Source organism: Paenibacillus marchantiophytorum, from assembly GCF_014640555.1.
Lineage (GTDB): Bacteria > Bacillota > Bacilli > Paenibacillales > NBRC-103111 > Paenibacillus_E > Paenibacillus_E marchantiophytorum.
Map to the genome: position 1 here is coordinate 26,531 of NZ_BMHE01000032.1, position 17,269 is coordinate 43,799.

The 17,269-nt window shown below is 47.8% G+C and carries 18 protein-coding genes; 6 read left to right on the forward strand and 12 right to left on the reverse strand.

What is annotated here, in order from left to right:
- Positions 1 to 3: 3 nt before the first annotated feature.
- The 4 genes from IEY34_RS24260 to IEY34_RS24275 all read right to left on the reverse strand — a co-directional run bounded on the left by IEY34_RS24260 (position 4) and on the right by IEY34_RS24275 (position 3,034).
- Positions 4 to 585 (reverse strand): CBO0543 family protein, encoded by a 582-nt coding sequence (locus IEY34_RS24260; protein ID WP_189016129.1) that lies wholly within the window; start codon positions 583 to 585, stop codon positions 4 to 6.
- A 126-nt stretch (positions 586 to 711) separates the two neighbouring features.
- A complete protein-coding gene (locus IEY34_RS24265; RefSeq protein ID WP_189016131.1) occupies positions 712 to 1,851 on the reverse strand; it encodes a hypothetical protein in 1,140 nt (379 codons plus the stop codon).
- Between the two features lie 3 nt (positions 1,852 to 1,854).
- On the reverse strand, positions 1,855 to 2,409 hold the full coding sequence (locus tag IEY34_RS24270; RefSeq protein ID WP_189016133.1) for a hypothetical protein: 555 nt from the start codon (positions 2,407 to 2,409) through the stop codon (positions 1,855 to 1,857).
- A gap of 175 nt (positions 2,410 to 2,584) precedes the next feature.
- A complete protein-coding gene (locus IEY34_RS24275) occupies positions 2,585 to 3,034 on the reverse strand; it encodes an SRPBCC domain-containing protein (protein WP_189016135.1) in 450 nt (149 codons plus the stop codon).
- 129 nt (positions 3,035 to 3,163) lie between these two features.
- Between IEY34_RS24275 and IEY34_RS24280 the strand changes: the two genes are divergently transcribed.
- Complete coding sequence (locus IEY34_RS24280) at positions 3,164 to 3,985, forward strand: helix-turn-helix domain-containing protein (protein ID WP_189016137.1); 822 nt, start codon at positions 3,164 to 3,166, stop codon at positions 3,983 to 3,985.
- Between the two features lie 321 nt (positions 3,986 to 4,306).
- Here IEY34_RS24280 and IEY34_RS24285 read toward each other — a convergent pair whose 3' ends face one another.
- Complete coding sequence (locus IEY34_RS24285; RefSeq protein ID WP_189016264.1) at positions 4,307 to 5,257, reverse strand: tyrosine-type recombinase/integrase; 951 nt, start codon at positions 5,255 to 5,257, stop codon at positions 4,307 to 4,309.
- 247 nt (positions 5,258 to 5,504) lie between these two features.
- Between IEY34_RS24285 and IEY34_RS24290 the strand changes: the two genes are divergently transcribed.
- Together IEY34_RS24290 and IEY34_RS24295 are read left to right on the forward strand one after the other, a co-directional pair.
- Entirely contained in the window at positions 5,505 to 6,074 is a 570-nt protein-coding gene (locus IEY34_RS24290) for an HD-GYP domain-containing protein (protein ID WP_268240174.1), read from the forward strand.
- A gap of 195 nt (positions 6,075 to 6,269) precedes the next feature.
- A complete protein-coding gene (locus tag IEY34_RS24295; protein ID WP_189016141.1) occupies positions 6,270 to 6,935 on the forward strand; it encodes a DUF2306 domain-containing protein in 666 nt (221 codons plus the stop codon).
- Here IEY34_RS24295 and IEY34_RS24300 read toward each other — a convergent pair.
- The gene (locus IEY34_RS24300; RefSeq protein ID WP_189016145.1) at positions 6,895 to 8,538 is read right to left on the reverse strand and encodes an alpha-amylase family glycosyl hydrolase; all 1,644 of its coding nucleotides are present in this window, start codon (positions 8,536 to 8,538) and stop codon (positions 6,895 to 6,897) included. The two genes, IEY34_RS24295 and IEY34_RS24300, sit on opposite strands and share 41 nt — an antisense overlap.
- Before the next feature lie 93 nt (positions 8,539 to 8,631).
- Between IEY34_RS24300 and IEY34_RS24305 the strand changes: the two genes are divergently transcribed.
- Positions 8,632 to 8,841: a hypothetical protein gene (locus IEY34_RS24305; protein WP_189016149.1), complete on the forward strand. Its 210-nt coding sequence runs from the start codon at positions 8,632 to 8,634 to the stop codon at positions 8,839 to 8,841.
- A gap of 87 nt (positions 8,842 to 8,928) precedes the next feature.
- Here the strand turns inward: IEY34_RS24305 and IEY34_RS24310 are convergent, their stop codons facing one another.
- The 3 genes from IEY34_RS24310 to IEY34_RS24320 are packed head-to-tail and all read right to left on the reverse strand — an operon-like array spanning position 8,929 to position 11,860.
- The gene (locus IEY34_RS24310; RefSeq protein WP_189016151.1) at positions 8,929 to 9,765 is read right to left on the reverse strand and encodes a sulfurtransferase; all 837 of its coding nucleotides are present in this window, start codon (positions 9,763 to 9,765) and stop codon (positions 8,929 to 8,931) included.
- Between the two features lie 15 nt (positions 9,766 to 9,780).
- Positions 9,781 to 11,154 carry an LLM class flavin-dependent oxidoreductase gene (locus tag IEY34_RS24315; protein WP_189016154.1) on the reverse strand — a complete coding sequence of 458 codons (1,374 nt, stop codon included), beginning with the start codon at positions 11,152 to 11,154 and terminating at the stop codon, positions 9,781 to 9,783.
- Positions 11,155 to 11,170: 16 nt separating this feature from the next.
- A complete protein-coding gene (locus tag IEY34_RS24320; RefSeq protein WP_189016157.1) occupies positions 11,171 to 11,860 on the reverse strand; it encodes a carboxymuconolactone decarboxylase family protein in 690 nt (229 codons plus the stop codon).
- A 159-nt stretch (positions 11,861 to 12,019) separates the two neighbouring features.
- Between IEY34_RS24320 and IEY34_RS24325 the strand changes: the two genes are divergently transcribed.
- A complete protein-coding gene (locus tag IEY34_RS24325) occupies positions 12,020 to 12,940 on the forward strand; it encodes a LysR family transcriptional regulator (RefSeq protein ID WP_189016160.1) in 921 nt (306 codons plus the stop codon).
- Here IEY34_RS24325 and IEY34_RS24330 read toward each other — a convergent pair.
- From IEY34_RS24330 to IEY34_RS24340, 3 genes are read right to left on the reverse strand one after another with little or no spacing between them, the layout of a single operon-like run.
- The gene (locus tag IEY34_RS24330; protein WP_189016163.1) at positions 12,937 to 14,427 is read right to left on the reverse strand and encodes a tripartite tricarboxylate transporter permease; all 1,491 of its coding nucleotides are present in this window, start codon (positions 14,425 to 14,427) and stop codon (positions 12,937 to 12,939) included. The genes IEY34_RS24325 and IEY34_RS24330 overlap by 4 nt on opposite strands.
- Positions 14,428 to 14,437: 10 nt before the next feature.
- Positions 14,438 to 14,896 (reverse strand): tripartite tricarboxylate transporter TctB family protein, encoded by a 459-nt coding sequence (locus tag IEY34_RS24335; RefSeq protein ID WP_189016166.1) that lies wholly within the window; start codon positions 14,894 to 14,896, stop codon positions 14,438 to 14,440.
- 32 nt (positions 14,897 to 14,928) lie between these two features.
- Positions 14,929 to 15,969, reverse strand: a complete 1,041-nt coding sequence (locus IEY34_RS24340; protein ID WP_189016170.1) for a tripartite tricarboxylate transporter substrate binding protein — start codon at positions 15,967 to 15,969, stop codon at positions 14,929 to 14,931.
- Between the two features lie 427 nt (positions 15,970 to 16,396).
- Here IEY34_RS24340 and IEY34_RS24345 point away from each other — a divergent pair, with 427 nt between their 5' ends.
- Positions 16,397 to 17,260: an ABC transporter permease gene (locus tag IEY34_RS24345; RefSeq protein WP_373291326.1), complete on the forward strand. Its 864-nt coding sequence runs from the start codon at positions 16,397 to 16,399 to the stop codon at positions 17,258 to 17,260.
- Positions 17,261 to 17,269 lie beyond the last annotated feature (9 nt).

Sequence of the window (17,269 nt, forward strand, 5' to 3'; positions counted from 1 at the left end):
TGGTCATGGATCCAACTTGCTAAACGTCTTCGTCTTGCTAATCTTCTCACAGAGGATATACATCAAAAAATATATGGGGAATGACCACCAATAGGCCCAATGAACGAGCACATAGTAGCCTAACCATCGGAAGATAGGCTCAGCCACGAAGGAACATAAGGTGGAATAGATAGCTGCTTTGAGGTAGGGCGACCAGCTCGGCTTCATTTGCAAAAGCACCATGACCGCAACCGGAAATAGCGAGAAATCCCATGGCACATAACTCGGAATTGTGGGTATCGCTACCCCCGTGTAATACCAGAGCCCCATTTCACTACCAAGAAAATCCAACCATGATGAGAAAATAATCGCAAAGAAACCGACAAACAATAATCGGCCTGTGCTGTCTTTCTTTCTATATTTGACCCAAAAGATCCAAGGAGCAATGGCTAGAACCCAAGAAAGTATAAAATCCCAATGGAGAAAGGTATGATGATACCAATACGTTAAATATTCTTTGTTAAGATCAGCGATCTTTTTAAAAAACTCGCCGGCTTTTCGAATCTTTTCCTCGCCTTGCAAAGACCCTATCTCCAGTTGCTCCACCCTCCTCTCCATCCTCCATAGCCTATATAGATTTCCCAATATAAGTAATTCCAATTCCGAATTCATCCCAGCAAAATGAATAAGGCTGCGGCTATTTCCTAAGGAAATAACCACACCCCTGTAAATTTAGTACTCGAAGCCCCGATCATACGAAGATCGTCCCCGGCCCCGCATGTAGGATCTAATTGCCTTATACCCATAAAAAGCAAGCAGCATAAGCTCAAGCACCCAAATAATGATTGTCGAGGTATTGCTCGGTTCAATTTGCAAATAGCTGAATTCTGCGAACTGCTTTCTCTCAAACTTATCCGCTACCATCTGCGCAACATGATCAACGATCGGCGCAAAATCTTTCCCAAAGCCCATCTCACTCAGATAGTCCTGAACCTCGAGCTTCAGAATATCGACTTCACTCCACGAAAATGCATAAACCCATTTCATCGTTCCATCCAGCGCGGGACTGAAGCTGACAATAAAATCATTCTTGTTGCCGTTTTGCCAGCGGTCCTGAAGCGCATAGCCGTATTCTCTAGGCTTGTCCGTCCCCACATTAACGAAAATCAGATTCACTTGCTTCCAGGACCGCGTCTTCCCCGGATGATCCGGATCAGGTATATCTTTATTCAGCTTCGTATTCCAAGCAGCCAGGATATCCAAGGCTCTATCTTTGTTAGGAACAGCGCCGACGATACGATCGACTTTAATTAAATCTCTCACATAACCTGGATACGAGGGTAGATCAGTATAGTCTTTGGGATCAAGCTCTGTGTGTTTAAAAAGACTATACGATCCCTTCACCTTATTGGTGTAGATATGTGTAGAAGCTGACGGCATGCCTAGCGGAAAATATTTGGCCAGATCAGCTGTCGAATTAGGAAAGCGATCATTGAAATCAACCTTCCCATCCAAGGATTCGTCGACGGTCATCCAGCCGTTGTCCGAGGTCTGAATTTTGTTCTTCGCCTCGTGGTGTTCCCAATGCCCGCGGTCCTTGGTGCAGCTCTTGCGGCCATGGCTGTCCGTCTCGCAATCTTCCTTGCCCGGAATCCACTCATCCCATTCCTCTTTATGCTCCCAGCCTGTAATCGAACCCGACCAGACTTCCTGATCCAGTGTTCGCCAGTAATAATCCGCTGCAATCACACCGCCAAAGATGAGAGTTGCCACAACCGTAACCCAGACCAAGCGCCACCATCTTCTGCCCAAAAATAGTTCAATCGCAAAACCGACGATCAGAACAAGAAAGAACGCTGCCCAGTATGCCATCTGCTACCTCAGCTTTACTTCATTATCTTTGCCGGTTTGATAAGCGTCACTCGTTCGCTCCGATGTAATGATGAATTTATCCGCATCCATCGTTTGAAAATGAAAAATACTGTTCATCAGGACATGTTTGCGAATATGCGTATTATATTCCCGCACCAGATCTGCGATTTTCTTCTGATTCCTATCGAATTCTGTACGCCCTGCGGAAATTTCATTTTGAAGCTTGGCATACAAATCTTTGTTCATGGTAGGATTCTGTTCCTGCACGATCTTGAAGAGAGCCCCTGTATCGTTGTAACGCCCTGCAATCAAATCGGTATATACCTTTTTGATATCATCGGCTTGCATATCTGTGACTTGCGCCATTTCCTTAAATCGTTTCCACATATTATCGTAGTTCGATTTATTCGATACGTGCTGCGCTTTAATTTGCTCATCTAGGGCAATTGCCGTATTGCGATGGGACCATAACATAGCTGCACTAATAATCGCAATCAGCAGGAAGATCCCCACAAAACCCAAACAACCGATAACCATAATACTGCTTTTATTCCGCATGACTAGAGACCCCTCTGTATAAAATTTCCACTGACACCTATCATTCTAGCATAATCTTTGACAGGATTGATCAAAATTCCACAAAGTTTTTAGCGCCCTCTTCATACCAAAAAAGGGCTGCAGCAGCTTGCGCCGACAGGCGAACTGCTACAACCCTCATGTTACATAGGACCGCTTACCAACCGAAATCGAGAGTCTTCCCCGTTTCCACGTAACTCTTAATATTGCTCAGAATCATCGGCCAACTGGACTGGGTGCTTTCATAAGATGGATGATTGGCCGGCCATTGATCATTCACCAGCGTAAGCTTCGTGCAATTGCCAACGACATCCAACGTAAGCGTCACTCTTGTTTCCAGCTCTGTGTGATTCTCCCGATAAGACGGCCCTGGATGCTCCGTATAGCTCATGCTTTTATTCGTCTCAAAAGCCAATACGGTTCCATAAACATGCACGGTTTCATCCCCCTCATTGCCCGGTCCCACATACGAATAAGGAGCTCCGATTTCGAAGGTAGAGTTCAACACGCTGCCAAAAAAGATCGCTTTGGTCGCTTCCGGCTCAATGAATACCTTCCATACAGCCTCTGGATTCGCATTGATATAAAATTCATATTTAAGATCCATTTCTACTCCTCCATTTATCGCTATTTCATTGCATAAATCTTGCCGAACTGCTAGTCTCAATAGTAGCGTAGAGCGATTGGAATGTATTGTAAAAACGCGACAAATCCATCACCGTTTGGAGGCGTGATTATGACATCTCATGTACATCGAACCGATAAGGGTATTCTGCAAGCTGAGGCCGGCAAGCACAAATTCTCCCTCAACCGATATCAGCCTTCCCCAGATTTGGCCTTATATATCGAGCATTATTGGGTAGTGCGGTGGGACTTACGAGGACAAGATCCCTACCGACAAGTCATTCTATCTTATCCCAACGTGAATATCTCATTCGAACAAGAGCAGCAGGGCATTTATGCCGGTGTGTACGGTGTTCCCAAAACAACCTATGCTCGCCTTTTACAAGATACCGGCATCGTGTTTGGCGTTAAATTCCACCCTGGCGGCTTTTATCCGTTCTGGAAACAACCGGTCTCCTTGCTTACTGGCGAGATCCTTTCCATACAGGAAGCTTTTGGCGTTGAAACAATCGATATGACCCATATGATGTTTGCCATGGAGCATGGCGAGGATATGATCCCCTTGGTGGAACAATTTCTGCGGGATCGCCTCCCAGAGCCAGACGAACAAGTGGCTCTGATTCGTCGAATTGTACAAGCAGCAATTACGAACAAGGAGATTCTCCAAGTCGAGGATATGGCTCACACCTTTGGCATCAACAAGCGGACGCTTCAGCGCCTTTTCAACCGTTATGTCGGTGTAAGTCCTAAGTGGGTCATTGGACGGTATCGGCTGCAGGAAGCTGCTGAACTGATGGAAAAAGGCAGTATGCCCGACTGGTCCAAGCTATCGCAGGATTTGGGCTACTATGACCAAGCACACTTCATTAAGACCTTCAAGTCCATGATTGGCAAATCTCCCGAGGAGTATGTAAAATCGCTGGGTGGGGTTTAGCATCCATGCTGTTCGCAAAGAAAAGCAGCCCGAACTCGAAGGAGTGATCGGACTGCTTTTTATTATTATTATTTAAATCCTAACATTTAGAGGTTATGGAATCCGTTATTTGATTGAGAAAAATGCTAAAATAACATAGTTTAGGAAATACTGTTCTCATCGTTACCTAATAGAGTTCATAAATCATAAGCTTCGCACAATAATAGTTGTTCGACAAATTTCCGCTAAATCCTACTTAAAACTCTTTTATTCTACAATTTATGTATCTTCTGTATTATAGTAAATAGAGCTACATAATACAAGGTTACTAGGAAATTATTACTACAGACTATCTTTTAAATAGTCCTCTACGAAGTCTGGGGCTGCTTTGGTGATTTGTTGCACGGTATGAAGATAGCGTTGAGTCGTATTAATATGCGTATGTCCGAGTGACTCTTGCACTTGTTGTAATGTTGCGCCGCGAAGTAGGGCTAGAGTAGCATTCGTGTGTCTAAGCCAATGAGGGGTGACCTTTTTCTCGATATTGCTCTGTTCACGAGCTTTCTTGATAATCTGTTCGACAAGCCTGACTGACATTGGAAAGACCCTTTGAGGGGCAGGTATGAACTTTTCCGAAAGATATTGGAAATGCTCTGTGAATAGCTTCCAAAGCATTTGTGGAATCTTTACCTCTCGTTCTTTCCCCCCTTTTCCGGTAATGGTTAGCCACATCGATGTTTCCTCGGGGTCGGTATGGAAATTCCCTCTTTCAATTGAAATGAGTTCAGATACACGCAATCCAAGCATAACGAGCGTTGCCCCAATTAAATAATTTCTAGGTCCTTGATGCTTCAATTGATCGAGCAGAGCAACCACTTCCCTCTTGGTTAAGTAGTTATTTCTGCTGTTAATTGGGATTTTTGGCGTCTGTATGCAGGTCATCGGGTTAATCGCGAAAATTTTGATGTTCGGATCACTCCCCCATTTGTAAAGAGAGCGCAGTGGCGCTAAGTGAATGGCGATAGTAGCTGGCGCTTTAGGTCTATCCTGCTCTGAGAAAAGCCCCTCGATCAACCCAATTCTATATACTTCAACCTCTCTCCAGGTAACTTCAGTTAGGGACTTATCGCCTATGAAATTTCGGAACTTGTTAATTGCACTTTGATAATTCCTGATGGTGTATTTGGACCTCTGACAGGTTGCAAAAAACATTTGTACGATTTGGTCGTCAGAAAATATGTGATGATTATCCGCCAGAATAGAGACTTGAACTAGGCCAGACTGCGTTGCCATGAGTGCTTTTTCTCCTCCTTGTATCATTCGAACAACTATTATTGTGCGAAGCTTATGTTTCGAAAGCGAAAGAAGGAAGCACCCCATCAAGCCTTATTTCGACAGCTTTTCCCATACCCATTATTGGAAATGTGTCTGCAAGTGATTAACGCTTAGTTAATTGTATAGTTGTAACGCATTATTGTCCAAGTTCTCATAGGACCAAATGAGGTGAATGATTGTAGACAACATGTTGTTTTATGGAAAAATGCGCCTTTTAGCGGAGAAGGATATCCAGACTTACCAGCATAGTTTAAGGGTCGGGGCATTGTGCAGACGAATGGCCCTTCATTTACATTTGGACAAGAAGCAGACTCTTCAATTGGTACAGGGAGGATGCCTGCATGATATTGGCAAAGTAGGTATTCCAGATGAAATCCTCAATAAAAGTTCAGCACTTACAGCAAAAGAGTGGGAGTTCATGCGGCTGCACCCCTCAATCGGCATGCAGATGATGCAGGAACATGTGCATACCAATAAGGAGATTATGGAGATTATTCATTTTCATCATGAGCGGTGGAATGGTGAAGGGTATCCGAATGGTTTAAAAGGCGAGGAAATTCCTATTTTCGCGCGAATTTGCGCCATTATCGATACGTTCGACAGTATGGTTTCGGACCGGCCTTATCGCAAAGGCCTATCCTTCGAAGCTGCCGAACAAGAGCTCCTGCTCCATAGCGGGAAACAGTTTGACTCTTATCTTGTAGATTTATTTCTAAAATCGTTTCATTCAATTGGAGAAGAGAAGCCTGTCGCAGATCATTTTAGAAGATCATGAAGACCAGTGAACGACCTTGAGTAATCCAAAACAAAAGGCATCTACCTTATCCTAGGAAGATGCCTTCTATGCGCTCACTCCCTTTCTCAGCCTTGAGACGGAGCCGCTCCCCATCAAAAGTCGGTTTAAGCAGCGGCTCCCCCATGCTAAGATCAGCTTAGAAACATTTTTCAACGAATGGGGATGATACGAGTCATGAAAGAAAGAAATACGGGTCGTAAATGGGCATTTGGCATTTTGGCTTTTTTTGCTGTGGCTATCAGTTTGTATGCATTAATTCTATATGGGCTGCCAGATGGGCTCCGCAAGCAGATGTTCGTAACCGATAAAGGCCCTCTCCCGGAATTATGGTATAAAATTCTATGGGCGCATGCAGTTTCCGCAGGTCTCGCTCTTGGTATTGGGTGGATCCAGTTCATCAAGCGCTTGCGCCAAAGCATGCCCAATCTTCACCGCTCCATCGGCTATCTGTACACAGTGCTCATCACCGTTGCAGGCCTTACTGGCCTGTATCTCGCTTTCTATGCGAACGGCGGCTGGATCGGTCGAATCGGTTTCGGGATGCTTTCGCTGATGTGGCTATACACCCTTTACCATAGCCTGCGCAGCATCATTGTCCTTCGCAACCCCATTGCACACGGCAATTGGATGATCCGCAACTACGCGCTTTCTTGCGCGGCAATTACGCTGCGAATTTATATCCCTCTTGCAGTTGTTCTCTTCGGTGTGACCGATACGAATGATTCATTCATCGTAATCGCTTGGCTTTGCTGGATTCCGAATTTGCTATTCGCTCACTGGCTCATCAATCGCCGAATGGCTAGACCAGCTTATAAATCAACGTACCAAAGGCCTGTATAAACAGGCTTTCTTTCTGATTCAGAGCAGCTGCCTGCGCTTTTCCTGTTCGGTAGATCACTTCTTTATTCATACTCAGATCAAGTCGGCTGCTGCTTTCACCAAGATAAGCAACCCATACGTCCTCTTCCGACAAATTAACCAGAACCAAATATCGCTCATCTCGGCTGCTTCTCACATACGATAAAACCTTCTCTTCTGGATTAGGAATAAACCGTAGATCTCCTTGCCAGAAGGCTTCACAATTCGTTCTTAATGCAATCAAAAATTGATAATGCTCATACATGCTTTCATCAAAATGTTCCCAATCCAGTTTGTACTCTTCGAACAATGAGATCCACGTTTGGTACGTCGATTCATTGAATTCCTGCCCCATCATAAGCATGGGAATTCCACCAAGCGTCAGTAATATAGTCGCTGCCGGCATAGCCAACTGACCCAAATAACTGCCTACTCGAGACAGTTCCTTCTCCTCCAGCCAACTCATCCTTAAAGCTCCTTGGGGGAAGCTGTATGTATAGGATTGATAAATTTGAGCAAAGTCCCTCTGCGTCAGTCGGCCCTCTTTCATCTCATTCAGCAATAGTCTTGGATTGCCATCATAAGTGAGATCACAGGATTCCAAATGATGGTACTCATCATAGGATTGAGAGATGATAACGAGGTCGTCTTTGACCTTGTTCAGCTCCGTTCTAATTTCGGAAAGAAAATCAAACGGCGTTATATCTGAATCATCCAACCGGAACCCGTCAAAATCGCATTCAGAAATCCAATAGGACATAGCCTGAATAACAGCCGTTCTCATCTCTCTATTTGAAAAATTGAGCCCAGCAAAGTATGTGCGATTCGGGACTTCGTAGTACACTTCCTTATTTTCATTTTGTGTAAAATAGGTTGGATGGTTCTTCGTCCATATATGGTCAACACTGCCTCTATTCATGACCCAATCCATAATGACTCTGATCTCCTGCTTATGCGCTTCACGAATGAACGTCTTGAGTTCTTCCAACGTGCCATAACTACGATCCAACGAATAATAATCTTTCACTGCGTAGGGGTCGCCATACCGCCCTATCCGCTGTTCTTGTCCTACTTCTTGAAAAGGCATGATCCACAGCACATTAATGCCGAGCTTTTTGAAATACGTTAATTTGTCCGTAAGACCGCGAAAGCCATTCTCGGTAAAAGCTCTTATGTGCAGCTCGTAGATGACTGCTTTTTTGATCCAATCTGGACTCTCGATAGCCCGAAAGTTCTCATAGAGGTAACCCGGATTTTCTTCGGATATATCCGTAGTTCTGATCAGCACTTCGCCATCTTCCGTCACCGTGATAGACGAGTTATTTTGTTCATCCTCCGAAATATTGCTGTTTCGCGGATCAAGTATCCACTGCTCGTCGTTCACGACAATTTTGTACAGATGACGACCTTTTGGAAGACTCAATTCGAGCTCCCACTCGTTCTCCCCTGTCTTCGTCATATAATTTCTATCATGATTCCAGCAATTGAAAGTCCCTGCTACAGAGACACATGAAACTGTAGGATCTTCAGAGAAATAAAGAAATCTCACGCCTTGTTCACCTTTTTTGGGGAAATCATTGTACATGGGTATGCGCTCCTCCAGATAAGAACTAGTGTTCTTATTATTGTACTATGATTTTATTTGCTTTCATATCTTTTTCATAAGGGGGCGTGAACTATGGCATTAACGAACAATCAAGCATGGCGAAATATCGTTATGTTCTCGCTCATTGCAGGGCTGCTGCGGATCGTGGAATCCTTATTTTGCTGTTTTGACTCGGAAAAGAGCGGCTTTACACGAGATAGCGCACCTGCGATCCGTGAAAAGAGGAAATCGGCCGATTGGTCACAATTAGCGCATCGTCGTTCCCCGACAATCTCCTTATAGGGTTGAAAAGTGAAAAAGGCTGTGAACAGTTATCCACAGATAACCTTTCACAACCTTCAAATTAGCGTTCGGCGCAGCTTCTACCGACTACTCCTCACCCCTAGCAATTGGATTCTCCGCATAGGAAATCCAATCACTCCAGCTCCCCGCATACAGCCTAACCTGCTCAAACCCAGCTTCGCTCAAGCCCAACACATTCGGTGTAGCCGTCACACCGGAGCCGCAGTACACGATAATTTCTTGGTCGCGCGGCACATCAGCGAAATTCTTGGCAATCTCGGCAGCCGACTTAATCTGTCCCTGCTCATCCAGAAGATCCTTCCAGAACTTGTTGATGGCTCCGGGAATATGACCCGCTGCCTTATCGATGCTTTCCGATTCACCGCGATAGCGCGGGGCCTCACGGGAATCGATCAGCACCGTACCAGCCGCGCCTAGCTTAGCGCGTACTTCCTCCATGCTGACCAACCAATGCTTCCGCGGATTAGGCACGAACACCCCGGACGCGGATGCTTTCGGTTCAGCATCCACCGGGTTGCCCGCCTGCTTCCATGCCGAGAAGCCACGCTCCAACACATACACTTCATCGTGGCCCAGGTACTGAAGCACCCACCATAGCCGGGAGGCCATCGCTCCGCCTTGATCATCGTACACAACAACCCGCGAGTTATTGGTTATCCCTGCCCGACCCAACCGCTCAGCCAAAACGTCCACCGCCGGCAGCGGATGTCTGCCACCATGCGCTTCGATAGGAGCGGATAAATCTTTTTCCAAATCCAGATAGACAGCGCCAGGAATATGGCCCTCTTCATAAGCTAGCCGACCCGCTTCAGGCTGCCCGAGAGCAAATCTGGTGTCAGCAATAATTAAGTTAGCCTCTGATAAATGAGCTAACAGCCACTCGTTCGTAACGACATGTTTCATGATTGATCTTCTCCTTTATTCAGCCGAATGGATGCCAATGGCATCGATTAAATCCTTGTCCGATCTCTTCGCCGCATATCGATTTTCCGGAATTGCCAAGCCGAGATGCCCGCGCAGCGTATCGTGCTCGTATTCCTGACGGAACAGGCCTCGCTGCTGCAGAATGGGCACAACATGATGAACGAAATCATCGATGCCCTCAGGCAAAACATGCCCCAGCAGGATGAACCCCTCGACAGCTCCTGCCCGGAAAAAGCTTTCCAGCACATCTGCAATGTGCTCGGGCGTGCCGACCAACGGTCCTCTAGGCGTTGCATTGCGCAGCGCGACCTGACGGAGCGTTAGCCCCTCTTCCTTGGCCGTGCGTTTAATATTGTCCGTGACACTCTTGTAATTCTCGCTGCCCGCGTCCCCAAGCTCGGGAAAAGGTTCGTCCAGTGGATAGGCGGAGAAATCCAAATGGTTGAACCACCTTCCGAGATAGCGAAGGGCATTCTCAATGCTGATAAGTCCTGCAATCCGCTCATATTTGGCCTCTGCCTCAGCTTCCGTCGCACCGACAACAGGCGCGATGCCTGGCAGGATCAGCAGCTCGTCGGGGCTTCGGCCGTATTTGGCAAGACGGCCTTTGACATCATCGTAGAATCGTTTGGATTCTTCTACGGTTTTCACGCCGCCCATGCCGGTGAACACAGCATCCGCGCCCTTGGCCGCCAGCTCTCTCCCGGCCTCGGACGAACCCGCCTGGAACACAACCGGGTACCCCTGCGGGGAGCGGCCGATGTTCAGCGGACCCTGAACCGCGAAGTGCTCGCCCTTGTGATCCAGGCGATGCATCTTCTCTGGATCGAAGAATACGCCGGACTCCTTGTCGTGGAGGAATGCTTCCTCTTCCCACGAATCCCACAGCCCGCGCACCACCTGAAGATGCTCATCCGCACGCTGATAGCGCTGATCGTGAGCCGGATGCTGCTCCCGGCTATGATTAAGCGCAGCGCCGTCAAGCGCCGATGTCACCAGGTTCCATCCGGCTCGTCCCCCGCTCAGGAGGTCCAGCGATGCGAACTGGCGAGCCACCGTGAACGGCTCGCTATAGGTTGCAGAGACGGTGCCTACGAGACCGATTTTGCTGCTGTAGGCGGAGAGCACGGACAAGGCGGTGACGGGTTCCAACCGATTCAAATACTGCGGCATCGTCACCTCATTGATGAACAGTCCGTCCGCAATGAAGGCAAAGTCCATCTTGCCCTCCTCGGCCTTTTGCACCATATGCTTATAATGAGTCAGGCTTGTAGCAGCATCTGCAGGCGTGCTTGGATACAGCCAAGAAGCCATCTGCTCTCCCGTCGCCAGAAGCGCCGCCCCCAGCTTCATTTGCTTTTCTGACATGGACGCTCACCTTCCCTTATTGGCTCTTCTCATCTTCCCGAACGAAGGCACTGTACGTGTTGATCCGATGGGCCAGAGCCGAGCCCGCCTTCAAAGCAGTAGCAACCAGAACCGTCTCGGCAATTTCTGCGATTGTGGCGCCTTCTTCTTTGGCAAGCTGCGTGGAGAACTCAATGCTATACGGACAATCCGTAATATGCGAGATAGCCACTGCGATAATGGCTTTTTCCTTGCGGCTAACGCGTTGACCTTGCAGCACTTGATGACGGAATTCGAGTAAAGACGTATACAACTGCTCGTTGATGTTCTCGAATTGTTCCAACAACGGCAAGCTGGAGCGGCTGTAAAGCTCATCCCTCGGATTCTCTTGCAAAGCATTCAACGTATTGATACCGTGATAGAAGGCAGAATAACCCTTCACTAAGGCGCTCACCGCAATCGCTTCGAACAGCTCTTCCTTCGTCAACTGCAGCTTATGCCCTGTTGTGACATGAATATCGATGCAATAGGGACAACCAGTGGCATGCGCTACGGCAATCGCAATTAATTCTTTGAACCTAGCGGATAATGAACCTTCCTGCATAGCTAGCTTATTGAATTCCGAGAATGCCTTGAACGTCTCCGGGGCGTACGGTACGAATTTGCCGGCATATTTGGCGTAATTGGACCTTAAATATAAGCTGTCCTCGTTCTGTGTTATAGACATGTGCATTCCTCCATGCGTGTAATTTTATATCCTAGTAAATCAGTGTGTTTAATAGTTATTGGTGCTATAATAGCACTGTTTACTAGTTTTGTATAATTGAAAAAAGGAATGAGTCGATTTCCTTTTATCGAATCCTTCTTGACGAAAGGACCACATCACATGGACATTCGAGGCATAGCCACTTTCCAAGTCATCGTTCGTACGGGCAGCTTTCAGCAAGCCGCGAAGGATCTCAAGTATGCACAATCCACTGTCACCAAACAAATCCAGAACTTAGAGGACGACCTCGGGGTCAAGCTCCTGGAACGAGGGAAAAGCATTCGTCTAACTCATGCGGGGGAAGTATTCATCAAGAAGGCTGATCAACTAATTCGAGATTTCTATGATCTGCAGCAAACGATGACTGATCTGAACGATGGCGAGAAAGGTACCGTCAATATCGGTATTATGGAGCCTACCGCCAGCTATCGCATCCCTATGCTTATCAAGGAGTTCGCTGCGCTATATCCCAATGTCGAGATTAATATCAAAATTCATAACAGCCATATGTTTAATCAAATGGTTAGTGACGGCACGGTCGATTTTGCCATTTGCGCTACACCGGAAAGCGGGTTGGGTACGAATTTCGAACCGCTTTTTGTGGAAGAGATCGTACTCCTTTTGCCCAAAGTACATCCTTTATCCAAGAAGAAGCGCGTCTATCTAAGCGATTTGCAAAATGAGCAAATTCTGCTGACCAATGCGACCTGCCCCTTCCGGCGGAAGCTCGAAACTTCGCTCCACGAGAAGGGAGCCACGCCATACCGCAAGATCGAAATCGGCAATATGGCTGCGCTCAAATACTATGTCCAAGTCCAATACGGTCTTGCCGCCGTACCGATGATCACGGTCACTCCGCCACCGGAGGGCACCGTTCTGAAAAGAATCGAGAACCTCGATGGGGGGCTGATTACGGGACTTTTGATCAAAAAGGATACCGAGCTTCTCAGCGCAGCTGCCCGCAAACTGGCCTCCTACCTGCGTCAGGAGCTGAGCATGCTGGCCGCCCAAGGAACTACGGCAAGTGCGGGCAATGCCTAGGCGCTGCGCCTTTTTGGCCAGAGCCATCGGAAGACAGAATAACCAATCAAAACAACGATGAGTCCAATTAAACCTCCAGAAAGCGGCCGAGTGACGAAAATGCTCAAGTCTCCGTTGGACAGCAGCATCGTTTGGCGGAAAGAACTCTCGAGGATTTTCCCTAGCACGAACGCGAGCACCATCGGAGCAGGATCGAAGCCGGCCTTCCGCATGATGTACCCCAGAATGCCGAAGAACAAAACTACCCACATATTGAAGCTGTCGTTGCCTAGACTGTACACCCCGATCATGGTAAGAATGACCGCAAAGGACATTAGAATGCTGCTCTTCACCCGCAGGAGTTGAATGAACAGGCCAACAAACGGTAAATTCAGGATAAGCAGCATGACATTGCCGATATACATGGAAGACACGACTCCCCAGAATAGATCGGGATGATCCGAAATCAGTTGAGGGCCAGGCGTCACGCCGTTCAACAGCAATGTTCCAAATATGAGCGCCATAACGGCATCCGAAGGAATACCCAACGTTAAGAGGGGGATGAAAGCCGCCCCTGCTGCGGCATTATTCGCAGACTCCGGTCCAGCTACACCTTCGATTGCCCCTTTGCCGAATCGCTCCGGCGTCTTGGACAAACGTTTTTCTACCCCGTAGGAGGCCACCGTCGCAATAATCGAGCCGCCACCGGGTAAAATACCGACCAGGAAGCCAATGATTGACCCCCTCACAATCGCCCACTTCGCTTGCGCAAAATCCTTCATCGTCGGCCAGATCCGACCTACCTTCGTAGTGACCGTAGTTCCCTTCGACAAATTTTCCAAGTTGTATAGAATTTCCCCAACACCAAACACGCCCATCGCAATAGCCGCAAAATCAATGCCGCCCAACAGGTTCGTTGAGCCGAACGTCAATCGAATCGATCCTGTAATCGGATCCTGACCAATGGTGGCAATCAGTAGACCTAGTAAGGCGCAGATAGCGCTTTTGATAAACGATTTGGTCCCTAAATAGGCCACCAGTAGAATGCCCAGCGTTGTAAGAACGGTGTACTCGGGAGCCCCGAAGCGCACTGCGAAGTTGGCTAATCCGGGTGCGAGGAAGCTTAGTCCGATAACAGAGAACGTTCCTGCAACGAAGGACCCTATAGCAGCGATGCCTAAAGCAATCCCCGCTCTTCCCTGCTTCGTCATCTGGTAGCCGTCTAACGTCGTCACGACGGACGCAGCTTCGCCTGGAAGATCCAGCAGTGTAGAGGTAATCGAACCGCCATACATGGCACCGTAATAAATACCCGCCATCATGATGATCGAACTCTCCGGTGGAAGCGTGAGGGCGAAAGGCAGCAATAGCGAAATCGTCGCAGTTGGACCCAGCCCTGGCAGTACGCCAATGACGTTGCCGACGAGAATCCCAATTAAGCAGTACAGCAGATTATGAAAGGTCATGGCATCTTGGAAGCCAGAAAGCATTGCATGTAATGTATCCATAGGGACCCCCTTATCCAAATAAATGAAGCAGCTTGTCATCGGGAAAAGGAATGTCCAAACCCCAGGCGAAAATGGCATAGATAGCAGCCGTTAGTCCAAGCGAGACGAGAATGGAGCTGCGCCAGCTCTCCTTGCCGAGAAATCGAATCCAGAACACAAAGGCAGCCAAACAAGGCAAAGTAAGTCCAATTTGATCAAAAAGAAGAATAAAGATGGCCAAACTAATCAAGCCATACAGCGGGAATCGCGCATCACGGGTGAACGACTCCTCCTCTTCAACTCTTCTATCCATAAAGAACAGCAGCAGCGAAACGAGCATGATAAGCGCACTCAAGCAGGTTGGCCACAAGCCTGGCCCTGGGTCATTCCAGGTACCGAAAGATAATCGACGCGATAAAATGAAAAAAAAGAGTCCCACTGCGAAGGGGACAGCGCTTTTGGCTAGCGCAGCATAGCACGAAGCTTTCATAGGAAGTATCCTCTCTAGCATGTATGGCAGCGTTATTTCTTCAGATTTTGCGCATAGAATTCTGCGGTCTCATCGTAAGCCTTGCGGAATTCCGCTGCGGAGCTGAAGATCGGCTCGATAAAGATATTATCGAAGCTCTTTTTCACATCCGCATCAGCGGTTGCCTGTTTCAACGCATCGCTCAGCTTCGCGACTACATCAGCCGGCGTTCCCTTAGGAACAATCAAGCCTCCTGGAGGCGGAGCGAACGTCAAGCCTTTGAAATTCTGCTCATCGGACGTTTTCACATCCGGCAGAATCGCCGAGCGTTTCTTCGTTACGATCGCAAGCGCCTTGAACTTCTTATCTTTCACGTAAGAAAGAATTTCGGAATCTACGTTAACAATAGCGTCTAAATTATGCCCTAGCAGCGCATTAACTGCATCAACACCACCGTTATACGGCACTAGCTGGAATTTCAAATCCTGCGTCTTGGCGAATTGCTGAAGGCCAATGTAAGATGGCGAAGAGGGTCCAGTTGTTCCGACTTTCACCTTATTGGGATTTGCCTTAATATCCGTAACCAGTTCCTCTAACGTGCCGTATTTGCTATCGGCAGAAACGGCCAATGCGTAAGGGTTATCCATATAGCCTCCCACGGCATCGAAGTCTTTGGTCGTATAACCAACTTCAGTTGTTAGTGGTGTGATGATCCCTGGACCAACGGATGTAAAGCCAACCGTGTAGCCATCCGGCTTAGCCTTGATGACTTCATTCATAGACAATGCGCCTGCTCCGCCCGGTTTATCAATGACTTCCACTTTCTGTCCGAGAATTTTCTCCAGCTTGGGCGCCAATGCGCGAAGGGATAAATCCGTTGCCCCTCCCGCAGAGAATGGCACCAAGATTTGAATCGGTCTTGTTGGGTAGCTTGTACCGGCAGACGGCGCCGCACTCCCCTTTGGCGCTGCGCTGACGGCTGCCGAACTTGCAGCTGTATTTACCTTCGTGCTGCTTCCACATGCGGAAAGCACCGTTATAGCTAATAATGACAACCCCACAGCGGCATAATTCCAATTCCAGTTTTTTTTCATTTTCTTATCCTCCCTATTCTCCTAGGACCTTTCCTGATCGGTTTGCACGAAGCGCGCTCTGCCTCAGTCGGTAGCCTTATATTTAATCCCCTGTATACAACTAGGTTTAATTAGATTATAGATGCAGGGCTGGAATAAGTAAAATTGAAATTATGAATACGCCGTATCGAAAAAAGCGAATCAGCCCTCCGCTTTTGTGCGTCCATACAAATTCATTCGGTTCATTGATTTGTATCAGATTTCATTGTTTATACCAGTAGGCGGGGCTTCCCCTTACCCGTTAAGATGGGAACATATCAACATCAACCCAACAGAAAGGGTGGTCGGTTTGAGAGAACCCCCAGCTATGATCCGCACGGATCAACCACAGGCCCGCCTCCGCACATCGCTAGTTGCGGCATGGCTCCGCCAATGGTCCTTGCAGCTCATGGTGCTTCCCGCACTCGCACTTATTCTCGTATTCAGTTATTTCCCGATGTACGGCGTGATTATCGCCTTTCAGAATTACTCCGTTTTCAAAGGATTCTGGGTCAGCCCTTGGGTCGGTCTCAAGCATTTCAGTGACTTCTTCCACTCACCTGAGCTTTATGTGGTCATGCGAAACACACTTGTGATCAGTTTCCTGAAGCTTTTCTTCGGATTCCCGGCGCCGATTCTGCTGGCGATTCTCCTGAATGAAGTGAGGTACAAATGGTTCAAACAGATCGTTCAGACGATCACTTATCTGCCGCATTTCATTTCCTGGGTCATCGTAGCCAACTTCGCCATCACGCTGCTCTCTACCGATAACGGCAGTCTGAATATGCTGCTGCAAGGCATAGGCGTGATCGATCAGCCGATTCCCTATCTATCCGTTCCGCATTACTTCTGGACAATTATTGTGACTACGAACGTATGGAAGGAAATCGGGTTCGCCTCCATTGTCTATCTGGCCGCCATCGCCTCTATCGACCCGCATTTATACGAATCTGCTGCTATGGATGGGGCAAGCCGTTTTCGAATGATGTATTTGATAACGCTTCCATGTATCCTGCCCGTTGTCGTGATTTTCTTCATTCTCGCCATTGGCAACTTGCTCAACGCTGGTTTCGATGATTTATTGCTGCTCGGCGTCAACCCTGCCCTGCGCGATGTATCGGACGTTATCGATACCTATGTGTATCGTCTGGGGATTAGGTTGAACCGCTATTCCTTTGCAACCGCCGTTGGACTCTTTAAGGCCGTAGTCAGTGTCGGGCTGCTTACGCTCGCTAACTTCTGGGCGCGACGATCCGGCAACAGTCTATGGTAAAAGGAGGCC